At 72.9% G+C, this 24,059-nt stretch carries 16 protein-coding genes; 8 read left to right on the plus strand and 8 right to left on the minus strand.

Translation table 11 applies throughout. The features are described from left to right. Window positions 1–455 precede the first annotated feature (455 nt). The gene (locus ABZ576_RS32880) at window positions 456–905 is read left to right on the plus strand and encodes a PTS glucose transporter subunit IIA (protein WP_360749273.1); all 450 of its coding nucleotides are present in this window, start codon (window positions 456–458) and stop codon (window positions 903–905) included. A gap of 78 nt (window positions 906–983) precedes the next feature. Beyond that, complete coding sequence (gene ptsP / locus ABZ576_RS32885; protein ID WP_360749276.1) at window positions 984–2,654, plus strand: phosphoenolpyruvate--protein phosphotransferase; 1,671 nt, start codon at window positions 984–986, stop codon at window positions 2,652–2,654. Window positions 2,655–2,745: 91 nt separating this feature from the next. Here ptsP and ABZ576_RS32890 read toward each other — a convergent pair whose 3' ends face one another. Together ABZ576_RS32890 and ABZ576_RS32895 are read right to left on the minus strand one after the other, a co-directional pair. Then, window positions 2,746–3,639: a hypothetical protein gene (locus ABZ576_RS32890; RefSeq protein ID WP_360749279.1), complete on the minus strand. Its 894-nt coding sequence runs from the start codon at window positions 3,637–3,639 to the stop codon at window positions 2,746–2,748. A 188-nt stretch (window positions 3,640–3,827) separates the two neighbouring features. Next, window positions 3,828–5,795 carry an acetoacetate--CoA ligase gene (locus ABZ576_RS32895; protein ID WP_360749282.1) on the minus strand — a complete coding sequence of 656 codons (1,968 nt, stop codon included), beginning with the start codon at window positions 5,793–5,795 and terminating at the stop codon, window positions 3,828–3,830. 212 nt (window positions 5,796–6,007) lie between these two features. Between ABZ576_RS32895 and ABZ576_RS32900 the strand changes: the two genes are divergently transcribed. After that, the gene (locus ABZ576_RS32900; RefSeq protein WP_360749284.1) at window positions 6,008–8,368 is read left to right on the plus strand and encodes a glycoside hydrolase family 31 protein; all 2,361 of its coding nucleotides are present in this window, start codon (window positions 6,008–6,010) and stop codon (window positions 8,366–8,368) included. Window positions 8,369–8,378: 10 nt separating this feature from the next. Here the strand turns inward: ABZ576_RS32900 and ABZ576_RS32905 are convergent, their stop codons facing one another. Beyond that, the gene (locus ABZ576_RS32905) at window positions 8,379–8,915 is read right to left on the minus strand and encodes an NUDIX domain-containing protein (RefSeq protein ID WP_360749288.1); all 537 of its coding nucleotides are present in this window, start codon (window positions 8,913–8,915) and stop codon (window positions 8,379–8,381) included. A 389-nt stretch (window positions 8,916–9,304) separates the two neighbouring features. Here ABZ576_RS32905 and ABZ576_RS32910 point away from each other — a divergent pair, with 389 nt between their 5' ends. The 3 genes from ABZ576_RS32910 to glpK all read left to right on the plus strand — a co-directional run bounded on the left by ABZ576_RS32910 (window position 9,305) and on the right by glpK (window position 13,679). After that, the gene (locus ABZ576_RS32910) at window positions 9,305–10,954 is read left to right on the plus strand and encodes a GGDEF domain-containing protein (RefSeq protein ID WP_360749290.1); all 1,650 of its coding nucleotides are present in this window, start codon (window positions 9,305–9,307) and stop codon (window positions 10,952–10,954) included. Window positions 10,955–11,309: 355 nt separating this feature from the next. Then, window positions 11,310–12,059, plus strand: coding sequence for an MIP/aquaporin family protein (locus tag ABZ576_RS32915; protein ID WP_360749293.1), 750 nt, complete (start codon window positions 11,310–11,312; stop codon window positions 12,057–12,059). Window positions 12,060–12,158: 99 nt separating this feature from the next. Continuing rightward, entirely contained in the window at window positions 12,159–13,679 is a 1,521-nt protein-coding gene (gene glpK, locus ABZ576_RS32920) for a glycerol kinase GlpK (protein WP_360749296.1), read from the plus strand. Window positions 13,680–13,937: 258 nt separating this feature from the next. On the opposite strand, the gene ABZ576_RS32925 is transcribed toward glpK, so the two are convergent. Genes ABZ576_RS32925 through ABZ576_RS32945 form a run of 5 tightly spaced genes read right to left on the minus strand, consistent with a single transcriptional unit; the run spans window position 13,938 to window position 21,860 of the window. After that, the gene (locus ABZ576_RS32925; RefSeq protein ID WP_360749299.1) at window positions 13,938–14,543 is read right to left on the minus strand and encodes an ATP/GTP-binding protein; all 606 of its coding nucleotides are present in this window, start codon (window positions 14,541–14,543) and stop codon (window positions 13,938–13,940) included. After that, window positions 14,524–18,165: a hydantoinase B/oxoprolinase family protein gene (locus ABZ576_RS32930; protein WP_360749302.1), complete on the minus strand. Its 3,642-nt coding sequence runs from the start codon at window positions 18,163–18,165 to the stop codon at window positions 14,524–14,526. The genes ABZ576_RS32925 and ABZ576_RS32930 overlap by 20 nt, the downstream gene beginning before the upstream one ends. A gap of 24 nt (window positions 18,166–18,189) precedes the next feature. Continuing rightward, window positions 18,190–18,585, minus strand: a complete 396-nt coding sequence (locus tag ABZ576_RS32935) for a DUF742 domain-containing protein (protein ID WP_360749305.1) — start codon at window positions 18,583–18,585, stop codon at window positions 18,190–18,192. 9 nt (window positions 18,586–18,594) lie between these two features. Beyond that, a complete protein-coding gene (locus ABZ576_RS32940; protein ID WP_360749308.1) occupies window positions 18,595–19,029 on the minus strand; it encodes a roadblock/LC7 domain-containing protein in 435 nt (144 codons plus the stop codon). Then, window positions 19,026–21,860 (minus strand): nitrate- and nitrite sensing domain-containing protein, encoded by a 2,835-nt coding sequence (locus ABZ576_RS32945; protein WP_360749311.1) that lies wholly within the window; start codon window positions 21,858–21,860, stop codon window positions 19,026–19,028. The genes ABZ576_RS32940 and ABZ576_RS32945 overlap by 4 nt, the downstream gene beginning before the upstream one ends. 420 nt (window positions 21,861–22,280) lie before the next feature. On the opposite strand from ABZ576_RS32945, the gene ABZ576_RS32950 reads away from it, so the two are divergent. After that, window positions 22,281–22,814: a hypothetical protein gene (locus ABZ576_RS32950; protein ID WP_360749313.1), complete on the plus strand. Its 534-nt coding sequence runs from the start codon at window positions 22,281–22,283 to the stop codon at window positions 22,812–22,814. A 247-nt stretch (window positions 22,815–23,061) separates the two neighbouring features. After that, window positions 23,062–23,805 carry an IclR family transcriptional regulator gene (locus ABZ576_RS32955; protein ID WP_360749340.1) on the plus strand — a complete coding sequence of 248 codons (744 nt, stop codon included), beginning with the start codon at window positions 23,062–23,064 and terminating at the stop codon, window positions 23,803–23,805. Window positions 23,806–24,059: the final 254 nt, after the last annotated feature.

Raw genomic sequence — 24,059 nt, forward strand, 5'->3', positions numbered from 1 at the left:
CCTCGTCCCGGTCTGCTGACCGGAGACGGGGTATCAACATATCTGGCGTTGACTTTTGGCACGCTGTTGAGTTCTCAAGGAACGGTCGCTTCCTTCGTACTCACCCTCTCGGGCTTTCCTCCGGGCGCTTCCCTTCGGTGTTTCAAACTCTATCAGGGTTTTTCCGTCTCTCTGACCACCCCCCTGCGGACATGCAGAAGGAGACCCAGAGATAGGATCTGACGAGTTTGGGTGCTGTCGAGCGAGGACGCTGTTGAGCGCCGCTCCGTCCCGAGCAGGGTTACGACTGTACACGGGGCCTTGAAGAGGGTGCAAATCCGCTGGGTTGGTGGTCTAGACCACTTACTGGTAGCTTCCATACGGAACCGTCACTTCACATGACATACCCTGCTGCTCAAGTGCCGTCCGGGACTGCTGGCGACGGCCCATGCAGCTCCACTCCTTGGAGGCTTCCCATGACCACCGTGACGTCCCCCCTCGCCGGACGGGCCATCGGACTGGCCGCCGTGCCGGACCCGGTCTTCTCCGGAGCCATGGTCGGCCCGGGCACCGCCATCGATCCCGTGCGTGAGGCCGGCGCGGCCGTGTCGCCCGTGGACGGCGTCATCGTCTCCCTGCACCCGCACGCCTTCGTCGTGGTCGACGAGCACGGGCACGGTGTACTCACTCACCTCGGCATCGACACCGTTCAGCTCAACGGCGAGGGCTTCGAGCTCCTTGTGAACAAGGGCGACACGGTGCAGCGCGGCCAGGCCGTCGTGCGCTGGGACCCGGCCGCCGTCGAGGCCGCGGGCAAGTCCCCGGTGTGCCCGGTCGTCGCGCTGGAAGCCACCGCCGAGTCCCTCTCCGACCTTCGTGACAGCGGTGACGTGAAGGCCGGCGACAGCCTTTTCTCCTGGAAGTGACAGCCGTGCCGCCGCAAGGCGGCCAAGAGGACAACCATCGCGGCGGCGGGGCCCGCCGCACTATCGGAGACGGGTGAGATGGAGACAACGCTGCGAGGCGTCGGCGTGAGCCATGGCGTGGCCATCGGCGAGGTCCGGCACATGGGCACGGCGGTTCTGGAACCGCCGGCCAAGCAGATTCCCGCGGAGGAGGCGGAGCGGGAGCAGGGGCGCGCCCGTCAGGCCGTGGACGCCGTGGCCGCCGACCTGATGGCGCGCGGGAACCTGGCGGGCGGCGAAGCCCAGGCCGTGCTCGAGGCGCAGGCCATGATGGCGCAGGATCCCGAGCTGATGGCGGACGTGGACCGGCGGATCGCCGTCGGCAGCACCGCCGAGCGTGCCGTGTACGACGCCTTCGCGGCGTACCGGGAGCTGCTGGCCGGTGCCGGTGAGTACCTCGCCGGCCGCGTGGCCGACCTCGACGACGTGCGGAATCGTATCGTCGCCCGGCTGCTGGGCGTCCCGATGCCTGGTGTCCCGGACAGCGACCAGCCCTATGTGCTCGTGGCCCGGGATCTCGCTCCCGCCGACACCGCGCTGCTCGACCCGTCCCTGGTTCTGGGTTTCGTGACCGAGGAGGGCGGTCCGACCAGCCACAGCGCCATCCTGGCGCGGGCGCTGGGCGTGCCGGCCATCGTCGCGCTGCCGGGTGCCTGTGAGCTGGCCGAGGGCACGGTGATCGCCGTGGACGGCAGCACCGGTGATGTCTTCGTCGACCCGACCGCGGAGAAGAAGGCGGAGCTGGCGGCCGCGGCTGCCGCGCGCAAGGCCGCGCTGGCCGCTTCGACGGGTCCCGGCGCGACCGCGGACGGCCACAAGGTGCCGCTGCTGGCCAATGTGGGCGGGCCGGCGGACGTACCGGCGGCGGTGGAGGCGGGGGCCGAGGGTGTCGGTCTGTTCCGTACCGAGTTCCTGTTCCTGGACGACAGCAAGAACGCTCCTTCCGAGGCGAAGCAGGTGGAGGCCTACCGGCAGGTGCTGGAGGCGTTCCCCGAGGGCCGGGTGGTCGTGCGCGTGCTGGACGCGGGCGCCGACAAGCCGCTGGACTTCCTGACGCCCGCCGACGAGCCGAACCCCGCGCTGGGTGTGCGCGGGCTGCGGACGCTGCTGGACCACCCCGAGGTGCTGCGTACCCAGCTGACGGCGTTGGCCAAGGCCGCCGAGGGGCTGCCCGTCTACCTCGAGGTCATGGCGCCCATGGTGGCGGACCGCCAGGACGCGAAGGCGTTCGCGGACGCGTGCCGTGCGGCGGGGCTGCGGGCCAAGTTCGGCGCGATGGTCGAGATCCCGTCGGCCGCGCTGCGGGCGCGGTCGATCCTCCAGGAGGTCGAGTTCCTGTCGCTGGGGACCAACGACCTCGCGCAGTACACCTTCGCGGCGGACCGGCAGGTGGGTGCGGTGTCGCGGCTCCAGGACCCGTGGCAGCCGGCGCTGCTCGACCTGGTCGCGCTGTCCGCGGAGGCGGCCAGGGCCGAGGGCAAGAGCTGCGGGGTGTGTGGCGAGGCCGCGTCCGATCCGCTGCTGGCCTGTGTGCTGACCGGTCTGGGTGTCACCTCCCTGTCGATGGGTTCGGCGTCGATTCCGTATGTGAGGGCCACGCTGGCGAAGTACACGCTGGCGCAGTGCGAGCGGGCCGCTGCGGCCGCGCGTGCGGCGGACAGCGCCGAGGAGGCGCGGGCTGCTGCGCAGGCGGTGCTGTCCGGCGAGTAGCCGTACCGGGTCCTCGTGGGCACCGTAGGTGTGCCGGTTCAGGGGCGTCCTGCCTTCGGGTGGGACGCCCCTGGCGTTTCCGGCGGGGGTTTCAGTGGCGGTGGTCCGGTGCCGTGTCCTCCTCGCCGAGGTCGGGCGGTTCTCGGTAGTCGACGCCGGATTCGGGAGCGATGAGGTCGCCGGTGTCGACGTCGGTGCAGTAGGCGTCGAAGACCTCGGACGCCGTCAGCGGTTCGAGGGCGCCGCCGCGCAGTCGCCAGCCGAAGACTCGGTCGGCCGTGCCGGTGGCGCTGGTGCGCATGACGAGGCCGCCGGGGCTGCGGGTGGCGAGGCCGAGGGCGAGGACGCTGGTGAATTCGAGGGCCTCGGCCTCGTCGAGGCGGGTCGCTCCGTGGGGGTCCTGGTCGCCGTGCAGGACGGAGACGAGGGTGTCCGGCGGTCCGGAGACGGTGCAGACGAGGTGCCGCTCGCCGGGGGGCGCGGTGTCGAGGATGCGGACCAGGAGCTGTGAGGCGCGGGTGAAGGCTGCCCTGCCGATGTCCTCGCCGCAGGTCGGGCAGGGGCCGAGGCGGGTCAGGAGGGTGGTGGCGTACTCCCAGGTGGCCTGGCGTACGGCTTCGTCGACGAGGGCGGGCAGGAGGTCGGCGAGCGGTCGGCCGTCGTAGGGGACGGTGGGGCCGGTGGCCGCGAGTTCCGCGGTGAACCGGGTCCGGCTCGCCGGGGTCTCCGGGTCCAGGCCGGTGTTCGCGCAGTAGGCGGCGTAGTCCTCGGGGTCGAACAGGGCGAGTGTGGTGTGGGTGCCCTGGGCGGCGCGGGTCCTGAGGACGGCTTCCAGCTGCCGGAGGTAGCTCTGGTGGTCGTGGAAGGTGAAGCTGCGGTAGCGCCGCATGGCGCGGAAGTCGTGTTCGTCGGTGAGCACGCCGATGGTGCCGGCGATCTCGCGGCGCAGGGCGCGTCGCATGGTCTGGTGGTCGGTGTGCGCCATCGTTTCCCCCTGTGCGCAGTGAATCAGTGCTCACTCACCGTAACCGTCGGCACTGACAACGGAGGGTGCCGTCGGTGGTCCCGGATCCGGTGGTGGTGCGTGTGCGCAGGTCATGCGAGTGCCCCGGACGGTGTCGACGGGTTCGGTGGTGTCCGGGGCACTGTGCGGAGGGTGAAACTCCGGTGGGGTCAGGCTCGCTTGCGGGCGAGCTCCTCGTAGAAGCCGAGCAGGGAGAGGTTGTCGATGGAGCCGGGGTTGACCGCCTTCTCCAGCGGGGTGCCCTGGAGCAGCCGCTTGACGGGGACCTCGATGCGCTTGCCGGTGAGGGTGTGCGGGATGCCCGGCACCTCGATGATCTCGTCGGGGACGTGGCGTGGTGAGAGCTGTTCGCGGATGGCCTGCTTGACGCGGTTCAGGAGTGTCTCGTCCAGGGTGGCGCCGGGCGCGAGGTGGACGAACAGCGGCATCCAGTAGCCGCCGTCGGGCTGCTCGATGCCGATGACGAGGGACTCCTTGATCTCGGGCAGCCGCTCGACGACCTCGTAGATGTCGGCCGAGCCCATGCGGACGCCCTGCCGGTTCAGGGTGGAGTCGGAGCGGCCGTGGATGATCACGCTGCCGCGGGAGGTGACGGTGATCCAGTCGCCGTGGCGCCACACGCCGGGGTAGGTGTCGAAGTAGCTGTCGTGGTACCGGCTGCCGTCGGGGTCGTTCCAGAAGTGGATCGGCATGGACGGCATGGGGTTGGTGACGACCAGCTCGCCGACCTCGTCGGTGAGGGGCTTGCCGCCCGGGTCCCAGGACTGGAGGTCGGTGCCGAGGCCGGGGGCCTGGAGTTCTCCGGTGTACACCGGGAGGGTCGGTACGGCTCCGGCGAAGCAGGAGCAGACGTCGGTGCCGCCGCTGACGGAGGCGATCCACAGGTCGTCCCGGACCTCGTCGTGCAGCCAGCGGAATCCGTCGGGCGGCAGGGGCGAGCCGGTGGTGGCCACGCACCGCACCGTGGCGAGGTCGTGGTCGCGGGCGGGGTGGACGCCGGCCTTGCGGCAGGCCATGACGTAGGCGGCGGAGGTGCCGTAGAGGGTGGCTCCGGTGCGTTCGGCGACCCGCCACTGGGCGCCGGTGTCCGGATAGCCGGGGCTGCCGTCGTACAGGACGATCGTGGTGCCCGTGAGCAGGCCGGAGACGAGGAAGTTCCACATCATCCAGCCGGTCGAGGTGTACCAGAAGAAGCGGTCCTCGGGGCCGAGGTCGCAGTGCAGGCCGAGCTGCTTGAGGTGTTCGACGAGGATGCCGCCCTGGGACTGGACGATCGCCTTGGGCAGGCCGGTCGTGCCGGAGGAATAGAGCACCCAGAGCGGGTGGTCGAACGGGACCTGTTCGAAGACCGGCTCGGCGCTCCCGGCCGTGAGCGCCGACCACGTGAGGGCGCCCTCGGGGGCGTCGGTGCCCAGCAGCGGGATGTGCACGACGGCGCGCAGGGTGGGCAGCTCGCGGCGCAGTTCGGCGACGGTCTCCCGGCGGTCGTGCTCCTTGCCGCCGTAGCGGTAGCCGTCGACGGTGAACAGGACGACGGGTTCGACCTGCTGGAAGCGGTCGAGGACGCTGCGGGCGCCGAAGTCGGGGGCGCAGGAGGTCCAGACGGCGCCGACGGCGGCCGTGGCGAGGAGGGCGACGACGGCTTCGGGGATGTTCGGGAGGTAGCCGCTGACGCGGTCGCCCGGTGCCACGCCGAGGGCGCGCAGTTCGGCGGCCAGGGAGCCGACCTGGCGGCGCAGCTCGGACCAGGTCACCGGGCGCGGTTCGTGGCTCTCGTCCACGTACAGGAGGGCGGGTTCGTCGGCGCGGTCGGCCGCGGCGCGCAGGGCGTGTTCGGCGTAGTTCAGCGTGGCGCCGGGGAACCACTGGGCACCGGGCATGGTGCGGTCGCCGAGCACGTGCGCGTAAGGGGTGGAGAAGCGTACGTCGAACCACTCCGTGACGGCTTTCCAGAAGGTGTCCAGCTGGTCGACGGACCACCGGTGCAGGGCCGGATAGCCGCCTTCGGCCGGGGCGCCGTGGTGTTCGGCGGCCCATTCCTGGAACCGGGTGATGCGGGCCTGGGCGATCCGCTCCGGATCGGGCTGCCAGAGCGGTCGGGGGTTCGCGGTCGACATGGGAGGCTCCCGGGCTGTGCGCGTCGTGGGCGTCGGTCCGCGCACGGCTGGGGTGTGCGCGTGACGCGGCTGACAGGGACGATGCCATGTGATCGACTTCTGCACCAGGGTGCGCCCCACATAGTGCAGGTGTCGAAGATGTGGCCTCGGCACGGGTGAACGGCAGTTGAACGACACGCGCGCGTGGGGTGCTCGGTGGCAGGGTGAGCAGCATGGACGGTCGTGACCTGGTGCGTTCGGTGAGTGTGGTCGGTTCGGGGCGGGCGGCTCGGGGGTTGCGTACCGTGCGGGCGGCATGGCGCAGGAGGCGTGTCGACGCCGTCGGGCTGCCGAGGCGGGGGCCGGAGCGGGCCCGGGTGCCGGGGCAGGTGCAGGGTGTGGAGCCGGGTCCGGGCGGCGGTGTGATCCGGTTCGGCCGCTCCGGGCTGCGGATCGTCGTGGCGGCGAACGGGGCGGTCTTCTGGGGGTGGGACGGGGCGGGTCCGCGGCCGTCGTACGCGCTCGCCGGGAGCGGCCCCGAGCCGGATCCGCGGGTCGTGCTGGAGCCGGACAAGGAGGGCGGCTGGCGCGTGGTGGCCGAGCGGGTCACGGTCGTCGTCTCGCGGTACGGCGCGGTGGAGGTCCGCACGCCGGGCGGGGTGATGCTGCGGCGGGATCTGCCGCCGCGCTGGTGGGAGCCGGTGGGCGGGGGGACGGCCCGGTGGACGCAGCGCTCGGAGGTGGCGGCGGACGCCCGCTTCTTCGGCCTGGGCGGTCGGGCGTCGGGGCCCCGGCTGCGGGACGGCGCCTACCGGCTGTGGAACGCCGGTTCCGGCCGTGCTGCCGGGCCGGGGACGGAGCCTGCGTCCCTGACGATGCCGGTGCAGCTGGTGGTGGCGGACGCCGGCACGCACCTGGTGTTCCACGACAGCACCTGGGACGGCACGGTGATCCTGCGCGAGGGCGAGGAGGGCGCCGGGTCCGGGCACGACCGGGCGGGCCGCTGCGAGGTGCGGATGGAGGGCGGTCCGCTGCGCTGCTGGGTGATGGTGGGCACTCCCGCGCGCGTGCTGCACACGTGGGCGTGGCTCACCGGGGCGCCCGCGCTGCCGCCCGCCTGGGCCCTGGGCCACCATCACGCGCTATCGGGCCGGGGCGGCGAGCAGGAGGTGCGCGGGGTCGTCGCGGGTTACCAGGAACGCGGGCTGCCGTTGGACGCCGTGCACCTGGACGCCGGCCACCACGACGGGCGCCGGGTGTTCACCGTGGACGAGGATCGTTTCCCCAAGCTGCCGGGGCTGGCGGAGGAGCTGCGCCGGGACGGGGTCCGCCTGGTGTCGGTCGTGGACGCGGCGGTGCGGGCGGAGCCGGGCGACGCCGTGTACGACGGCGGCGCGGCCCTGGACGCGTTCGTCCGGGACGCGCAGGGCCGCCCGGTGCGGGGTGAGGCCCGGGCCGGCGAGTCGGTCTTCCCCGACTTCACGGACGCGCGCGTGCGGGCGTGGTGGGGCGGGCTCTACGAGGAGCGGCTGGGACAGGGCTTCGCCGGCTTCTGGCACGACCTGAACGAGCCGACGTCGTTCAACGCCTTCGGTGAGGCGACACTGCCGCGGTCCGCCCGGCATGCTCTGGAGGGGCGGGGCGGCGACCATCGCGAGGCGCACAACGTGTACGCGCTTTGCATGGCCCGGGCGGCCTACGAGGGGCTGCGCGAGCTGGTGCCCGGGGAGCGGCCGTTTCTGTTCTCCCGCTCGGGGTGGGCGGGGCTCCAGCGGTACGGGGGGACGTGGTCGGGGGACGTGGCGGCGGGCTGGCCGGGGCTGCGGGCGTCGCTGTCCGTGGTGCTGGGGCTCGGGCTGTGCGGGATGCCGTACTCCGGTCCGGACGTGGGGGGTCTGCACGGCAGTCCGTCGCCGGAGCTGTATCTGCGGTGGTTCCAGCTGGGCGCGTACCTGCCGCTGTTCCGCACCCGTGCGAGTCCGCGGACGGGGCGCGGGGAGCCGTGGGAGTTCGGTGCCGAGGTGCTGGAGCACACGCGCGTGGCGCTGCTGGAACGCCGGCGGCTGATGCCGTACTTCATGACGCTGGCGCACCTGGCGCGGCGCACCGGCGCGCCCTATGTGCGGCCGCTGTGGTGGGGGGCGCCGGAGGACCGGGCGCTGCGCGACTGCGAGGACGCGTTCCTGCTGGGCGACGCTCTTCTGGTGGCCCCGGTACTGGACCCCGGTGCCGGCCGCCGGGCGGTGCGGCTGCCGCGCGGCCGCTGGTACGACACGGTGACGGAGGAGGTGTACGAGGGGCCGGCGCAGGTCCTCGTGGACGCGCCGCTGTCCCGGATACCGGTGCTCGCGCGCGCCGGGGCGGTGGTGCCCGTGCGCGGCGGCGACGGCGCGCTGGAGCTGGAGGTGTGGGCGCCCGCGCGCGGACGCACGGGGGGCGGGCTGGTGGTGCGGGACGCGGGCGACGGCTGGGACGTACCGGAGGTCGAACGCTACGTCGCCCGCCGGCAGGGCGGCCGGGTGGCCGTCACCCTGGTGCGTGAGGACGGTGCGGCCGAGCCGTCCTGTCCGGTGCGGGTGCGGGGGCTCGGCTGAACCGCCGGGCTCACACGTAACGGCCCTCGAACCACGCCTTGACGGCCACGGTGTGCAGCGGGAAGGCGAGCTCCTCGGGCCTGCGCAGCAGCCGCCAGCCCTCGGTCTCGTCGGTGGGGCCGGAGGCCGGCAGGCCGTCGGCCGGGCGTTCCGGCAGCAGTCCGAACAGCAGCAGGTGCCCGTCGGGCGAGCTCATGGCGTCCACGAGCCGCACATCGCGGGCGGCCGCGTCGATACCGGTCTCCTCCTTGAGTTCGCGTACGACGGCCTGCTTCCAGTCCTCGCGGTCGTCGACGTAGCCCCCGGGCAGGGCCGTGCCTCCGCGCGCGGGGGCGACGGTGCGGGTGATGACGACCAGGGCCGTGCCCTGGGTGTCGTACACGGGCTGGAGGGCGATCGCGACCGGCAGCGGGTTGCGGTAGGCGACGGTCCCGCAGGACGAGCAGGTGCGGGGCCAGCCGGAGACGCCCTCTCCATAGGGCGCTCCGCAGCTCGAACAGTGGGAGTCCGGAGCGGAGTTGACAGGTGAGTGCTGAGTTTCGGACACGCGCGGACTGTATCCGATCAGAAGAGGACGTGTTCCGCCAGTGACGCATCGGTAACGAGTGGACGAGCAGAGGCGGCCGGAATCACCCCCGTCGGTCCCGGCCGCCTCTTCGTGTACCACGACGCCGTGCGGAGCCATTCGGTTCACGGAAACGGCCTGTCTCTTTCCGGTCGGTCGGACACAGACCTGACGTGCCATCAGATGACGTCGGCGAAAGGGGCCTTGGCGCGCGGATGCGCACCCGCGGTCCCCGGCCGGCTCACCGGCGAGGGCGACGAGGTTCCGTCGCGCACCCGGGAGTTGGCCACGCTGTGTCACCGGCCCGGAATGCTGCGTGAACGTCTCATGAACTGGGCCTGCGCGTGCGCGGGCAGCGCCATCATGCTCCCGTGCACTCCTGGACGGATACTCTCCGCTTCGCGTTCCAGCCGGTGGTCAACCTGAGGACGGGCGCGGTCGCCGCACTGGAGACACTCGCCCGCCCGGAGACCGGCGACGTCCTGGCCGAGGCCCGCCGTGACCCGATACTGGACGGGAGGCTGGTCGTGCTCGCGTTCCGGGCGGCCGCGCGCAAGGAGACGCTGCTGCCGCTGCACCTGAACGTGTTCGCGGCCACGCTCGCCGACCTGGGCGGTCTCGCGCCGCTGTACGACGCCGTGCGCGCGGCGGGGCGCATGCCCTGGGAGGTGACCCTCGACATCGTCCCGCCCTGCACGCACGTGCCGCAGCGGGCCCTGCTGGAGGCGGTGGCCTCACTGCGCGCGATGGGCTTCCGGATCAGCGCGGACGGCATCGGCGACGGCGACGTACCGCTCAGGCTGCTCACGGAACTCTCCCCCGACCTGGTCAAGCTCGATGCCTCGCTGCTGGGGCGGCCGGCCGCGGTGCGGGCGATGCGGACGCTGTGCGAGGAACTGGGCGCCCTGGTCGCGGTGGAGGGCGTGGAGACCGAGACGCAGTACGCGACGGCGCTGTCGGCGGGTGCGCAGCTGGCCCAGGGGGAGCTGTTCGCGCCGCCGGCCCGGATCCCGGCCGCGGACGTATACGTTCCGCCCCACGCCCCGGACGCCGTGCCCCTGCCCCGCTCCGGGCCGTCGGTACGGGAGTTCGTGCGCCCCGCCGCCGTACTGCCGCTGACCGCTTCCGCGGGGCAGGTACGGGCGCTGCTGACCGGTACTCCGGACGTCTCCGGCGTGCTGCTGGTGGACCAGGCCGGCCGGCCGGTGCGCTCCGTGCACCGCTCGCGCTTCCTGCTGTCGATGTCCGCCCGCTACGGACACGCCCTGTACGCCGACCGGCCCGCCGTGAAGCTGGGTGACGCGCCCCGTACGGTCGGCGTGGACGCGACGGCCTGGGAGGTGCTGGACGTGGTGGCGGTCGGCGGCCGGGACCGGACCTCCGACGACGTGGCGGTGGTCGACGCACACGGCCGCTGTGTGGGCGTCGTACGGCTGGCGGACCTGGTGCGGGCGCTGGCCGAGAGCCGGGTCGAGGAGGCGGCCGGCCTCAATCCGCTGACCCGTCTGCCGGGTTCGGACGCGATCGTGAGCGAGGTGGACCGGCGGATCTCCGACGGGCGGGCGTTCGCGCTCAGCTGGCTGGACATCGATCACTTCAAGCAGGTCAACGACGGTGCGGGGTTCGCCGCGGGCGACGAGCTGATCCGCTCGGTGGGCCGGGCGCTGCAGCAGGCCGTCGCCGGGCACACGCGCGTGGGACACATCGGCGGCGACGACTTCCTTGTCCTGGCCGACGAGGAGGCACTCGATCCGCTGGTGGCCGCCGTGCTGGACGCCCCCTGGTCGGCGGGGGGCCGTGCGGTCACGCTCTCCCTGGCGACCGTCGTCTGTGCTCCGGGCAGCGTACGCGACCACCACCAGGCCGCCGTCCAGCTCGCCCCGCTGAAGCAGGCGGCCAAGGCACTGGACGGCGCCAGCTGGGTGCTCGGGCGCGCCGGGTTCCCCGGTCACGAGGTGCGCCGCGGCGGCCCGGGTCCGGCCGCGGCGCAGGCCGGGTACGCGGCCGCCGAGCCGCGGTGAGGAACGGCCCCCGCGCGGGCGGCCGTTGCGTTCCCGCCGGCGCGGCCGGGGCGACGGCGTGCGCCGGTGCGACCGTTCGCCGCCGACAACCTTGACGCCCCCGGGGCGCCGGTGAACACTTCCCGGTGTCAGCCGACATCGCCGTACATTCTCGGTGTTATCAGGCACCGCGGCGCGGACCTGCCCTGCTGCACCGCCCGTCCCTTCCAGGGCGATCCGGCTGCGACGGCACGCTCGTCACGGACGCCGGGCGGGGCGCGGGGCCCTCCCTGCCTTCGGCCGGAGTCGCCGAGGGAACCGTCCCGCACGACAGGGCCGGGGCCGATCGCCCCCTACCGGCGCCAAGGGAGCCGCCATGAGCAACGGAGACATCTTCGTCGGCGAGGTCATCGGCACGGCGATCCTCGTCCTGTTCGGTGCCGGCGTCTGCGCCGCGGTCACCCTCAGGCACTCCAAGGCGCGCGCCGCGGGCTGGGCCGTGATCGCCTTCGGCTGGGGCTTCGGCGTACTCGCGGGGGCCTACACGGCCGCTCCGCTCTCCGGCGGTCAGCTCAATCCCGCGGTCACCGTCGGCATCGCCGTGGACACCGGGAAGTGGGGCAAGGTCTGGGTGTACCTGCTGGGCCAGATCGTCGGCGCGATGCTCGGCGCCGTGCTGGCCTATCTGGTGTACCTCGCCCAGTTCCAGGCCAACGTCCGCACGGAGCAGACCACCGGGGACACCGCCGGCGGCCCGGTGCCGACCCTCGGTGTCTTCGCGACCGTCCCGGAGATCCGCCATCCGGTCGCCAACCTCGTCACCGAGATCATCGCGACCGTCGCGCTGGTCCTGCCGGTCCTCGCCTTCGGGCTCACGAAGGGCCTCGGTGAGTCCGGCACGACCGTGCTGATCGTCTCCTTGCTCGTCGTCGGCATCGGCCTCTGCCTCGGCGGCCCCACCGGTTACGCCATCAACCCGGCCCGCGACCTCGGCCCGCGCATCGTGCACACCTTCCTGCCGATCCCGCACAAGGGCACCTCCGACTGGGGGTACGCCTGGATCCCGGTCGCCGGCCCGCTGATCGGCGGAGCACTCGCCGGTCTCGTCTACCACGCCGCCTTCTGACCCACCGGCCACCACACCGCCCCGCTCTCGCACGCCCCGGCTCCCGATCCCCACGCGGGCCTCCGGCCAGCGATCCGACCCAGCGACCCAGGGACAGCCATGACGGACACCGCCGGCACGTATGTCGCCGCCATCGACCAGGGCACCACGTCCAGCCGCTGCATCGTCTTCGACCGCGGCGGCGCGATCGTCGCCGTCGACCAGCGCGAGCACCGCCAGATCTTCCCAAAGCCCGGTTGGGTGGAGCACGACGCCACCGAGATCTGGTCCAAGGTGCAGGCCGTGGTGGCCGGGGCGCTCGCCAAGGCCGGGCTGCGCGCCGACCAGCTCAGCGCCCTCGGCATCACCAACCAGCGGGAGACCACGGTGCTGTGGGACCGCGCCACCGGCAAGCCCGTGCACAACGCGATCGTCTGGCAGGACACCCGTACCGCGGCGCTCTGCGGCGAACTGGGCGGCACGGACGGCCCGGACCGCTTCCGCGAACGGACCGGGCTCCCGCTCGCCGCCTACTTCTCCGGGCCCAAGGCGGCCTGGCTGCTGGAGAACGTGCCCGGTCTGCGCCGGCGGGCCGAACGCGGCGAGATCGCCTTCGGAACCATGGACTCCTGGCTGATCTGGAACCTCACGGGCGGCACCGACGGCGGCCGGCACGTCACCGACGTCACCAACGCCGGCCGCACCCTGCTGATGAACCTGGACACCCTGCAGTGGGATCCCTCCCTCCTGTCCGCGATGGACGTCCCCGAGGCCGTACTGCCCGAGATCAGGTCCTCCGCCGAGGTGTACGGCACCGCCGTCGGGCAGTTGTCCGGGGTGCCCGTGGCCTCCGCGCTGGGCGACCAGCAGGCCGCTCTGTTCGGGCAGACCTGCTACGACGTCGGCACCGCGAAGAACACCTATGGCACCGGCAGTTTCCTGCTGCTGAACACCGGCAACCGGCCGGTGCCGTCCAAGAGCGGGCTGCTGACGACGATGGGCTACAAGATCGGCGGTCAGGCGCCGGTGTACTGCCTGGAGGGGTCCATAGCGATAACGGGCGCGCTGGTCCAGTGGTTCCGCGACCAGCTCGGGATCATCCGGACCGCCGACGAGATCGAGACGCTGGCGGCGAGCGTCGACGACAACGGCGGCGCCTACATCGTGCCCGCCTTCTCCGGGCTGTTCGCACCGTACTGGCGCGCCGACGCGCGCGGAGTCGTCACCGGGCTCACCCGGTACGTCACGAAGGCGCACCTCGCGCGCGCGGTGCTGGAGGCGACCAGCTGGCAGACCCGCGAGGTCGTGGACGCCATGTACCGGGACTCGGGGGTGCGGATCAGCACCCTGAAGGTGGACGGCGGCATGACCCGGAACAACCTGCTGATGCAGCACCAGGCGGATGTCCTCGGCGTCCCCGTGATCCGGCCCCGGGTGTCGGAGACGACCTGCCTGGGGGCCGCCTACGCGGCCGGTCTGGCCACGGGCGTGTGGAACGGCCTGGACGAGCTGGAGTCGCACTGGCGGAAGGACGCCGAGTGGATCCCGGCGATGGAGGCGCCGGTGCGCGAGCGCGCGTACCGGAACTGGCGCAGGGCCGTGGAGAAGAGCTTCGGCTGGCTGGAGGACGACGGGGCGTAGCGGCGAGGAGGCCGCCGCACGCGCGCGTGGGCGCTCCGCACAGGACCACGGCTCGTACCCCGGTCGGCGGGGGTACGGGCCGTGCCTGTCGGCGGGGCGCGCCGGGGGCCGTGCCCCTCGGGCCGTGAGCAGACACAACCCGTCCCCCGGGCGGGGCCCCGCGCGTGCGCCGTCGGCGGCCGGGGCCGGTCCGTGCCGGCCCCGGGCGGGGCCCTGCGCGTGCGCCGTCGGCGGCCGGGGCCGGTCCGTGCCGGCCGGTCAGCGCATGACGGCCGGCCGGCGGTCGGCCGCGTAGTCCATCGCGTGCCTGACGAGCCCGATGAGCACCTCCTTGACCGACTCCCGGTCGCGGGCGTCGCAGAGCAGGACGGGCACGTCGCCGTCCAGGTCGAGGGCCTGGCGGACCGACTCGGCGGGATGGCGGGCGGCGCCCTCGAAGCAGTTGACGCCGACCAGGAAGGGGATGGAACGCCGCTCGAAGTAGTCGACGGCGGCGAAGCAGTCCTCCAGGCGGCGTGTGTCGGCGAGGACGACGGCGCCGAGCGCGCCTTCGGACAGCTCGTCCCACATGAACCAGAACCGTTCCTGTCCCGGCGTGCCGAAGAGGTACAGCACCAGGTCCTCGCGCAAGGTGATGCGGCCGAAGTCCATGGCCACCGTGGTGGTGTGCTTGCCCTCCACACCGCTGGTGTCGTCGACGGGCCGCCCGACCTCGGTGAGCAGTTCCTCGGTGCGCAGCGGCCTGATCTCGCTGACCGCGCCGACGAGGGTCGTCTTGCCCACGCCGAAGCCGCCGGCCACCAGGATCTTGAGCGTGACGGGCTCGACCGGGGGCTTGCCGCGCTCAGAACGCCCGAAGATCATCGTTTTCTTCTCCTGCTTGATGGGGGTCGTCGGGCGACGGACGGCCGTAACCGCCGCCACCGGGGGTTTCGATGACGAGTACGTCGCCGGGGCCGACGTCGGCCGAGCCGCTGCCGCCGAGGTCGGCGAGCGTGCCGTCGGCCCGCTCCACCCGGTTGGCGCCGAGCGCGCCGGGGGCGCCGCCGGCCATGCCGTACGGGGGCACGCGACGGTGCTGGGAGAGCGTGGAGACGGTCATCGGTTCGAGGAACCGGATGCGGCGCACGGCGCCGTCGCCGCCGCGCCACCGTCCGGCGCCGCCGCTCCCCCGCCGGACGGTGAACTCCTCGAGCCTGACCGGCAGCCGCCACTCCAGGATCTCCGGGTCGGTGAGCCGGGAGTTGGTCATGTGGGTCTGTACGACGTCGGCGCCGGGGAATCCGTCCCCCGCTCCGGATCCGGAGGCCACCGTCTCGTAGTACTGGTGGCGTTCGTTGCCGAAGGTGACGTTGTTCATGGTGCCGGAGCCCTCGGCCTGGACGCCGAGCGCGGCGTAGAGGGCACCGGTGATGGCCTGCGAGGTCTCGACGTTGCCGGCGACGACGGCGGCGGGCGGCTCGGGGGCGAGCATGCAGCCGGGCGGCACGATGATGTCCAGTGGCCGCAGACAGCCGTCGTTGAGCGGGATGTCGTCGGCGACCAGCGTGCGGAACACGTAGAGGACGGCCGCGTCGACGACGGCGGACGGCGCGTTGAAGTTCGTCGTCAGCTGCGCGGAGGTGCCGGTGAAGTCGATGGCCGCCCGGCGTTCGGTGCGGTCGACGCGGACGCGGACCCGGATGACGGCGCCGGAGTCGGTCTCGTAGGCGTACTCGCCGTCGTCCAGGGCGTCGATGACGCGGCGGACGGCTTCCTCGGCGTTGTCCTGTACGTGTCGCATGTAGGCCTGGACGACATCGAGGCCGAACTCCTCGATCATCCGGCGGACCTCGTCCACGCCCTTCTGGTTGGCGGCGATCTGGGCGCGCAGGTCGGCGAGGTTGGTGCTCGGGTTCCGGGACGGGTACGGCGCCTCGGTGAGCAGCCGGCGGGTCTCCTCCTCGCGGAAGCGGCCGTTCTCGGCGAGGAGCCAGTTGTCGAAGAGGACGCCCTCCTCCTCGATGGTGCGGCTGTGGGCCGGCATGGAGCCCGGGGCGATGCCGCCGATCTCGGCGTGGTGGCCGCGTGAGGCGACGTGGAAGAGGAGCCGCGGCTCAGCGCGGGTGTCCGCCGCCTCGTCGGTGCCGAAGACGGGCGTGATCACGGTGACGTCCGGCAGGTGGGTGCCGCCGTGGTACGGGTCGTTGACGGCGTAGGTGTCACCCGGCCGCATGGCGTGGCCGCGCCGGCGGATGACCTCTTTGACGCTGGTGCCCATGGAGCCCAGGTGGACGGGGATGTGGGGGGCGTTGGCGACCAGGTTCCCGTCCGGGTCGAACAGCGCGCAGGAGAAGTCCAGCCGTTCCTTGATGTTGACGGACTGGGCCGTGGACTCCAGCCGGGCGCCCATCTGTTCGGCGATCGACATGAAGAGGTTGTTGAAGACCTCCAGCAGCACGGGGTCGGTTTCCGTGTCGAGACCGGAACTCTGCGTGATCGCCGTGCGTTCCAGGAGCAGATGCCCGTCGTCGGTCGCGGCGGCCCGCCAGCCGTCGTCGACGACGGTCGTCGCGCCGGCCTCGGTGATGACCGCGGGTCCGGTGACGGTCTCGCCGGGGGGAAGGGCCTCGCGGCGGTGGAAGGGTACGTCGCGCCAGGCGCCGCCGGTGTGGAGGCGGACGGTGCCGGGCGGGCAGGTGCGGCCCTCGTACGGGGCGAGGGCGGACAGATCGGGGGGTGCGGTGATGCCGGTGGCTTCGACGGAGAGGGCTTCCACGACGACCGGGCGGTCGAGGGTGAAGGAGTACGTGGCGCGATGACGTTCCTCGAAGGCGTGCCGCATGGCTTCGGGCTCGGCCAGCTCGACGGTGAGGGTGGTGTCGGTGCCGTCGTAGCGGAGCTGGGCGCGGCGGGTGACCTGGATCCGGTCCTCCGGGACGTCCTCGGCGCGGAGCTCGGCCCGCGCGGCGGCCTCCAGGTCGTCGGCGGTCCCGCGGACGCCGGGCATGGCGGCGGCTTCCAGGGGTGCCTCGACGGAGTGCTCGCGCATGGCCGTGGTGTCGGCGAGGCCGATGCCGAGCGCGGAGAGGACACCGGCCATGGGGGGTACGAGGACGGTGCGGACACCGAGGGACTCGGCGACCCGGCACGCGTGCTGGCCGCCGGCCCCGCCGAACGTGGTCAGGGCGTAGCGGGTGACGTCGTGGCCCTTCTGGACGGAGATCCGTTTCACGGCGTTGGCGATGTTGGCGACGGCGATCCGCAGGTAGCCCTCGGCCACCTGCTCCGGGGTGCGGTCGTCGCCGGTGCGGTCGTGGATCTCGCGGGCGAGGGCGGTGAACCGGTCGCGGACGAGGGCGGCGTCCAGGGGCTGGTCGCCGCCGGGTCCGAACACGGCGGGGAAGTGCGCGGGCTGGATGCGGCCGAGCATCACGTTGGCGTCGGTGACGGTGAGCGGGCCGCCGGCGCGGTAGCAGGCGGGGCCGGGGTCGGCGCCCGCCGAGTCGGGGCCGACCCGGTAACGGGAGCCGTCGAAGTGCAGGACGGAGCCGCCGCCGGCGGCGACCGTGTGGATGTCCAGCATGGGCGCGCGCAGCCGGACTCCCGCGATCTGCGTGGTGAACACGCGCTCGTACTCACCGGCGAAGTGCGAGACGTCGGTGGACGTGCCGCCCATGTCGAAGCCGATGACGCGGTCGAAGCCGGCGCGCTGCGACATGCGGGCCATGCCGACGATGCCGCCGGCCGGCCCCGAGAGGATGGCGTCCTTGCCGCGGAACTGTCCGGCCTCCGTCAGCCCGCCGTTGGACTGCATGAACATCAGGCGCACCCCGCGCAGTTCGTCGGCGACGTGCCGGACGTAGCGGCGCAGCACGGGCGAGAGGTAGGCGTCCACGACGGCGGTGTCCCCGCGCGGGACGAGCTTCATGAGCGGGCTGACCTCGCTGGACAGCGAGATCTGCGGGAAGCCGATGCGGGCGGCGAGCTCCCCGACGGCGCGTTCGTGGGCGGGGTGCAGATGGCTGTGCAGGCAGACGACGGCGACCGCGCGGATCCCGTCGTCGTACGCCTCCTGGAGCGGGCCCGCGAGGGCGTCCAGGTCCGGGGCGCGCAGGACGGTGCCGTCGGCGGCGAGGCGTTCGTCCACCTCCACGACCCGTTCGTGGAGCAGTCCGGGCGGTTCGATGCGGCGGGCGAAGATGCGGGGGCGGTTCTGGTAGGCGATGCGCAGTGCGTCGCGGAAGCCGCGGGTGACGACCAGGAGGGTGCGCTCGCCCGTGCGTTCCAGAAGGGCGTTGGTGGCCACCGTGGTGCCCATGCGGACGGCCTCGACGGGTTCCGGGGAGCCGTCGAGGAGGGCGCGGACGCCGGCCACGGCCGCGTCGGAGTACCGGGCCGGGTTGTCCGACAGCAGTTTGTGCGTGAGCAGCCGGCCGTCCGGGCGGCGCGCGACGATGTCGGTGAACGTGCCGCCCCGGTCCACCCAGAACTGCCAGCCGGTCACGTCCTCACCCCGCTTCCGCGCCGGTCACAGCGCCCGGAGGCCGTTGATCACGTCGCGCAGAATACTCTCGTCCGGCAGCTCGGCCGGGGGTACCGGACGGTTCACATGGACGAGTTCCGCGTGCACGAGGTCGCCGACGAGGACGCGGACCACGCCGATGGGCAGGTCGAGCTCCGCGGCGAGTTCGGCGACCGACTGCGGTGTGTCCCGGCAGAGCCCGACGATCTCCACGTGTTCGGGGGCCAGTGTCGGGTCCGCCTCCGGATCGTCGACGCCGGGCTCGGTGACGACCACCGCGATCAGATCGAGGCGGTGCTGGGCCGCACTGGTGGTGCGGCCGCGCGTCATGGCGTACGGACGGACGACCGGTCCGGCCTCGTCGTCGAACCAGTGACTTCTTCCCTGACCGTCTCCGCTCATGACATCCCACTACCCGCCCGCGGGCAGATCGGTGCGCGGAGCGGTGCCCAGATGTACGCCGACCCGCTTGACCAGGAGCGTCATCTCGTAGGCGACCTGTCCGACGTCGGAGTCGGCGTCCGAGAGGACGGCGAGGCAGCTGCCGTCCCCGGCGGCGGTGACGAAGAGGAAGGCGTCGTCCAGCTCGACCACCGTCTGCCGGACGCCGCCCGCGTCGAAGTGGCGGCCCACGCCCTTGGCGAGGCTGTGGAAGCCGGACGCCACGGCGGCCAGATGCTCGCTGTCCTCCCTGGTCAGGTCCTTGGACGCGCCCGTGGGCAGTCCGTCGCCGGACAGGATGACGGCCTTGCGGATGCTGGCGACCCGGTCGATGAGGTCGTCCAGGAGCCAGTTCAGCTCCCCGTTGTTGGTCGCCGTGTGGCCGGTCGCCTTCGGTGCGGTCATCGACCGTCCCCCTTAGTCGTTCGCTGTGCTGTGCCGTCGCGGGCCCCGTCGCCCGCGGCATTCTCCTCCCGGCCGCGCTGCCAGCCGCGCTGCAGGGAGGCCATCCGGCTGCGGACCTCCTCGGCGTCGCGGTCGGCGGGCTCGGCCGCGCGCTCGGCGCGCCGTTCGGTGCCGTGCTTGAGCTGGGGCGCCAGGCTGGCCTGGCGTACGCGCCGGGGCAGCGGCGCGGTACCCGGTTCGGGTGCCGGGTCACCGGCGGGTGCCCGGTCGCCGGCGGGTGGGGCCGTGTCGCGGTGGGACGGTGCGGTGTCCGTCGGGATACCGGCGCCGGGCGCCGCGGACCGGGTGCGCCTGGGCAGGGCCGGTGTTGCGGGTGCCTCGTCCGCGCCGTCGGCCGGGGACGCGGCCCGGTCTGCGACGCGGTCGGCGGGTCCGCCGGTGCGCCGGGGTGTCGTACCGCGGCGGCGAGCCGGCAGCGGGGCCGGCCCGTCGGTGTGGGCGGGGCGTACGGCGGCGCCGGGCGCCGGGTCCGGTTCCCCGCGGCGGGACCGCTGGCCGGTGACGGGCTTGCCGTGCGAGCTGACCAGCTTGGGTGTCTGCCGCCGGGGCAGCGGTACGGCTCCGCGGTCGGCGGTCTCGTCGCGCGGCAGCCGGTCGGCCGGAGCGGGGGCCTGCTGGTCGTCGCCCGGGCGGGGGCGGCGGGCCCGGAACAGTCCGCCGCGTTCACTGTCCTCGTCGCCGAGCGCGCCGGGGAAGTCGTCCAGGACGTCGAGGTCCACCGGGGCCTCCAGCTCGACCGGGCCGTCCAGCAGGGAGGTCGGCAGGCCGGGCAGCCGGAGCGGTGCCTGGGGCTGCCCTCCGGCACGGCTCACCGCCGGCTCGGCGCCGTTCGCCGGGCGTTCGCGGTCGAGCCGGAATCCGATGCCGTTGGTGTCCGGGACGTCGTCGGTCAGCAGCGTGTCGGGGATGAAGACGACGGCGGTGGTGCCGCCGTACGGCGACGGCTGGAGGGAGACCCGGACGTTCTGGCGCTGGGCGAGGCGGCTGACCACGAACAGGCCGAGCCGGTCGGTGTCGGAGAGTTCGAACTCGGGGGTCTCGGCGAGGCGCAGATTGGCGTCCAGGAGTGCCTCGGCCGTCATGCCGAGTCCCCGGTCGTGGAGCTCCAGGGCGAAGCCGTTGGCGACCCGTTCGCCGAGCACCTGCACGGCGGTGTGCGGGGGTGAGAAGACGGTGGCGTTCTCCAGGAGTTCGGCCACGAGATGGGTGAGGTCGGCGACGGCGGGTCCGGTGACGGCGATACGCGGGAGGCGCCGGACCTCGATGCGCTCGTAGTCCTCGACCTCGGCGACGGAGGCGCGGACGACGTCCATCAGCTGCACGGGCCGGCGCCACTGCCGGGACGGGGCGGCACCGGAGAGGATCACCAGGCCCTCGGCGTGCCGGCGCATACGGGTGGTGAGGTGGTCCAGGCGGAACAGATCGGCGAGTTCGTCGGTGTCCTCGGTCCTGCGTTCCATGGTGTCGAGCAGCGTGAGCTGCTTGTGCAGCAGCACCTGGCTGCGACGGGCGAGGTTGACGAAGACCTCGGAGACACCGGCCCGCAGCTCGGCCTGCTTGACGGCGGCCTCGACGGCCGCGCGCTGGAGGGTGTTGAGGGCCTGCCCGACCTCGCCGATCTCGTTCTTGTCGTACTCCAGACGCGGGACTTCGGTCTCGACGTCGACCTGCTCCCCCGCGGACAGCCGGCGCATCACGCTGGGCAGCCGGACACCGGACGCCTCGTGCGCCTCGAGGCGCAGCTGGCGCAGATCGCGGATGAGGGAGCGGCCGACCCGGACGGACAGGACGACGGAGAGCAGCAGGGCGACCAGGCCGAGCAGGCCCGCGACGGCCGCCTGCACGATGACGGACACGGCCACGGGGTGGACGCGGTCCTGGAAGTGGTCGCCGACCTGGTCGTCCAGATCGCCGAGTTCGTCCAGGACGGTCGCCGCGGCGGAGTCCCAGCTCTTCGCGCCGACCTGGCGGGGGATGCCGGAGCCCGCGGCGGCGACGGCCTGTTCGGCCGAGCGCAGCGGGGCGGTGGTGGAGTCGCGCCAGAAGTGTTCGTAGCGTTCGCGCTCCGCGGCGGGCAGCAGCGGCAGGCTGATGTCGTAGAGGAGGGTGCGCTGGGCGACGAGGTCGGAGATGTCGCGGGTCTCGTCGCGGGTCAGCCGGCCGACGACGAGGGAGGAGCCGAGGAGGGCGTCCTCACGGGAGAGGAGTTCGCGGGCGCGGGTGATGTTGACCAGGGCGCGGCCCTCTTTGTCGATCTCGATGTCGTCGATGCCGTCGAGGGCGGCGAGCAGCGCGTAGCAGGGGTCGACGAGGTGGTTGTAGCGGTCGAGGGCCTGGGCGCGGGTGACGGCGCCCTGTTCGACGCTGCGGCGCAGGGAGTCGAGTCCGTCGAAGGCGTCCAGGACGGCGGTCAGGTGCTCGCTGTCGTCCGAGTCCAGGTCGTCCCGGAGGTCGCCGTCGGCAGCGTTGTCGCGGATCGTGCCGATCGCCCGGTCGGTGGCGGTGCGGGTGCGGTGCAGCCCGGAAAGAGCCGTCGAGGCCCGGGGGTCGGCGAGGTAGACGAGGCTCTGGCGGCGCTCCTGCTGCAGGACGCGGACGGTGTCCTCGACGGGGTAGCCGATGTTCTCGACGACGTCGGAGACGCGGAACAGCTGGGTGACCTCGCGCCCGGTCAGTACCGTGGCGAAACACCAGACGGCGGTCAGGGACACCAGCGGCACGAGAAGCAGCGCCACGATCTTCCGGCGGATCGACTTTCCGCGAAAGCGCATGGCCTCCCCCAGCTCGACCCCCGCCGGCGGGGGTGTTCAGGTCCGTCTGCAAACGGCGCGAGCCTACTACCGCCTCACAGTGAACTCGAAGACATGTCCGGAGGGTGAACTTCCGCACTGGCGACGGTAGATGGCGAGTTGTCCGGCCATTGGGGGAGATTGCCACCGCGATCCGGGCGCCCCCGTCGGCTCCCGCGGGGGCCTCATCAGGAGGCGGTTGGCCGGATTTTTTCGCCGGTGGGGAATCTTCGAGCCGTCTCGTTCGTCCTTCTCCATGGGAAATGGGGGCGGAATGGGCCACAGGAGCCGCGTGCCGCGCCCCGGCGGCGTAAAAGAGCGCAAGCCGGGCAGCCACTGGGGAGTCGGCATCTTCGGACGCCGGGGGCGAGCTGTCTGCCGGCGGTGGGGAGTGACACGGTGATGGGCACGGCGGAGCGGCGCAGGGCGCCCGACGAGAGTGCGGCGGAGCGCTCGCAGGCACGGTGGGGCGCGGAGGTGCCGGATCGCGGCAGTCCGGCACCCGGGCGGGCCGGGGAGTACGCCGGATATGAACAGGGCCGGGAGTCCCGGCCGTTGTGGGTGGAGGAGCCGGCGCGCCGGCATCCGCTGCCGGATCCGGTGCGTACGGCGGCCGTGCGGGCGGTCCTCGTCATATCGGTGACGCTGATTCAGGCGATGGTCGCGTTCCTGTGCACGCTGGCGGGGTCGTGGCTGGCGTTCCCGATGGTGATCAGCAGTGTGGCGAGCACGGTGGTGGCCACCTGGGCGGTGGTCGACGTGTGGGTGACCCGCCAGGTGTGGAGCCAGCGGTACGGCGTGGTGTCCGAGCCGAGCAGCACGGCGCGGGCCCTGCGCCGCGAGCGCCGGGCCCGCCGGCGCCAGGAGCGGGCGGCCCTGCGGGAGCAGGAGCGGATACGCCGGCGCGGCGGCGCCGGGCAGCTGTCGCACTCCTGACGCCGCGCGGTTGCGCCCGGACGCTTCGATAGCATGATGTTTCGCATGGCGCATGTTGCAGCGCTGTGCGCAACAGAATCCGGGCGGGACGACCGTCGCGTCAAGGGCTTCCCGCAGAAGCGGCCCGAACCGGGCCGACAGATGGTGGAGTTGAGCCATGACCCGCGCGCAGAAGCAGTCCGGCCGCAGCGAGGAGACCACGCGGACGGCGTCTGCGGACAGGCAGGGCGGCCGCGCGGCCAGCGCGGTGCAGTCGGTGGACCGCGCCGTGAGCGTGCTGGAGATCCTCGCCCGGCACGGCGAGGCGGGCGTCACCGAGATCGCCGAGGAGCTGGACGTCCACAAGTCGACGGCGTTCCGGCTGCTCGGCGTCCTGGAGAACCGCGGCCTGGTGGCGCAGGCCAAGGACCGCGGGAAGTACTACCTGGGGGCCGGCGTACTGCGCCTGGCGGGGGCGGCGGCAGTGCGCCTGGACATCTCCCAGGAGGGCGTCCCCGTCTGCCGTGAGGTCGCCGACGAGCTGGGCGAGACCGTCAACATCGCCGTGCTCGACGACGACGCGGCCGTCAACATCATGCAGGCCCGCGGCACCGCGTCCGTCACAGCGCAGAACTGGCTGGGCAGACGCACCCCGCTGCACGCCACCTCCAGCGGCAAGGTGCTCCTCGCGCACATGCCGCCCACCCTGCGCGAGGGCCTGCTGGCCCGGCCGCTGCCGCGGTTCACGGACCGGACGGTCACCGGCGCCGGAATGCTGCGCGCCGAGCTGATGAGCGTGGTCGAGCAGGGCTACGGCGTCACGGTCGAGGAACTGGAACCGGGCCTCGCGGCCGTCGCGGCCCCGGTGCGCGCGCACGACGGCGAGGTGATCGCGGCGATCAGCGTCTCGGGGCCGGTCTACCGGCTCAACGCCGACCGGTTGCCGGAGGTGGCCAAGCGCACGGTCGCGGCGGGCGCCGAGCTCTCCCGGCGGATGGGGTACGGCTTCTGACCCGGGACGCCGAGCTCTCCCCGGCGACGAGGTACGGCTCCTGGCCCCGGGACGCCGAGCTCTCCCGGCGGACGTGGTGGGGCTTCTGACTGCGTGACAGGTGCCGGCACGGGCACGTCACGGCGCGAACCAGGGCGCGGGACCGGTTGGTTGCGGTCCCAGGCCGTCGTGTGTCCGAGAGGCGTCGCCCGCCGGGTGCCGTTCGCCGAGGATCGGCGCTCGCCCCTTGACGGCTCCGTGGCGCCGTTCTCACT

The sequence above is a fragment of the Streptomyces sp. NPDC013455 genome (genome assembly GCF_040632975.1).
Classification (GTDB): domain Bacteria; phylum Actinomycetota; class Actinomycetes; order Streptomycetales; family Streptomycetaceae; genus Streptomyces.

Excerpts from the sequence above, each read along its gene's own strand:
- ABZ576_RS32880 (WP_360749273.1), top strand. The coding sequence starts at position 456 with ATGACCACCGTGACGTCCCCCCTCGCCGGACGGGCCATCGGACTGGCC.
- ptsP (WP_360749276.1), top strand. The coding sequence starts at position 984 with ATGGAGACAACGCTGCGAGGCGTCGGCGTGAGCCATGGCGTGGCCATC.
- ABZ576_RS32890 (WP_360749279.1), bottom strand. The coding sequence starts at position 3,639 with ATGGCGCACACCGACCACCAGACCATGCGACGCGCCCTGCGCCGCGAG.
- ABZ576_RS32895 (WP_360749282.1), bottom strand. The coding sequence starts at position 5,795 with ATGTCGACCGCGAACCCCCGACCGCTCTGGCAGCCCGATCCGGAGCGG.
- ABZ576_RS32900 (WP_360749284.1), top strand. The coding sequence starts at position 6,008 with ATGGACGGTCGTGACCTGGTGCGTTCGGTGAGTGTGGTCGGTTCGGGG.
- ABZ576_RS32915 (WP_360749293.1), top strand. The coding sequence starts at position 11,310 with ATGAGCAACGGAGACATCTTCGTCGGCGAGGTCATCGGCACGGCGATC.
- glpK (WP_360749296.1), top strand. The coding sequence starts at position 12,159 with ATGACGGACACCGCCGGCACGTATGTCGCCGCCATCGACCAGGGCACC.
- ABZ576_RS32925 (WP_360749299.1), bottom strand. The coding sequence starts at position 14,543 with ATGATCTTCGGGCGTTCTGAGCGCGGCAAGCCCCCGGTCGAGCCCGTC.
- ABZ576_RS32935 (WP_360749305.1), bottom strand. The coding sequence starts at position 18,585 with ATGAGCGGAGACGGTCAGGGAAGAAGTCACTGGTTCGACGACGAGGCC.
- ABZ576_RS32940 (WP_360749308.1), bottom strand. The coding sequence starts at position 19,029 with ATGACCGCACCGAAGGCGACCGGCCACACGGCGACCAACAACGGGGAG.
- ABZ576_RS32945 (WP_360749311.1), bottom strand. The coding sequence starts at position 21,860 with ATGCGCTTTCGCGGAAAGTCGATCCGCCGGAAGATCGTGGCGCTGCTT.
- ABZ576_RS32950 (WP_360749313.1), top strand. The coding sequence starts at position 22,281 with ATGGGCACGGCGGAGCGGCGCAGGGCGCCCGACGAGAGTGCGGCGGAG.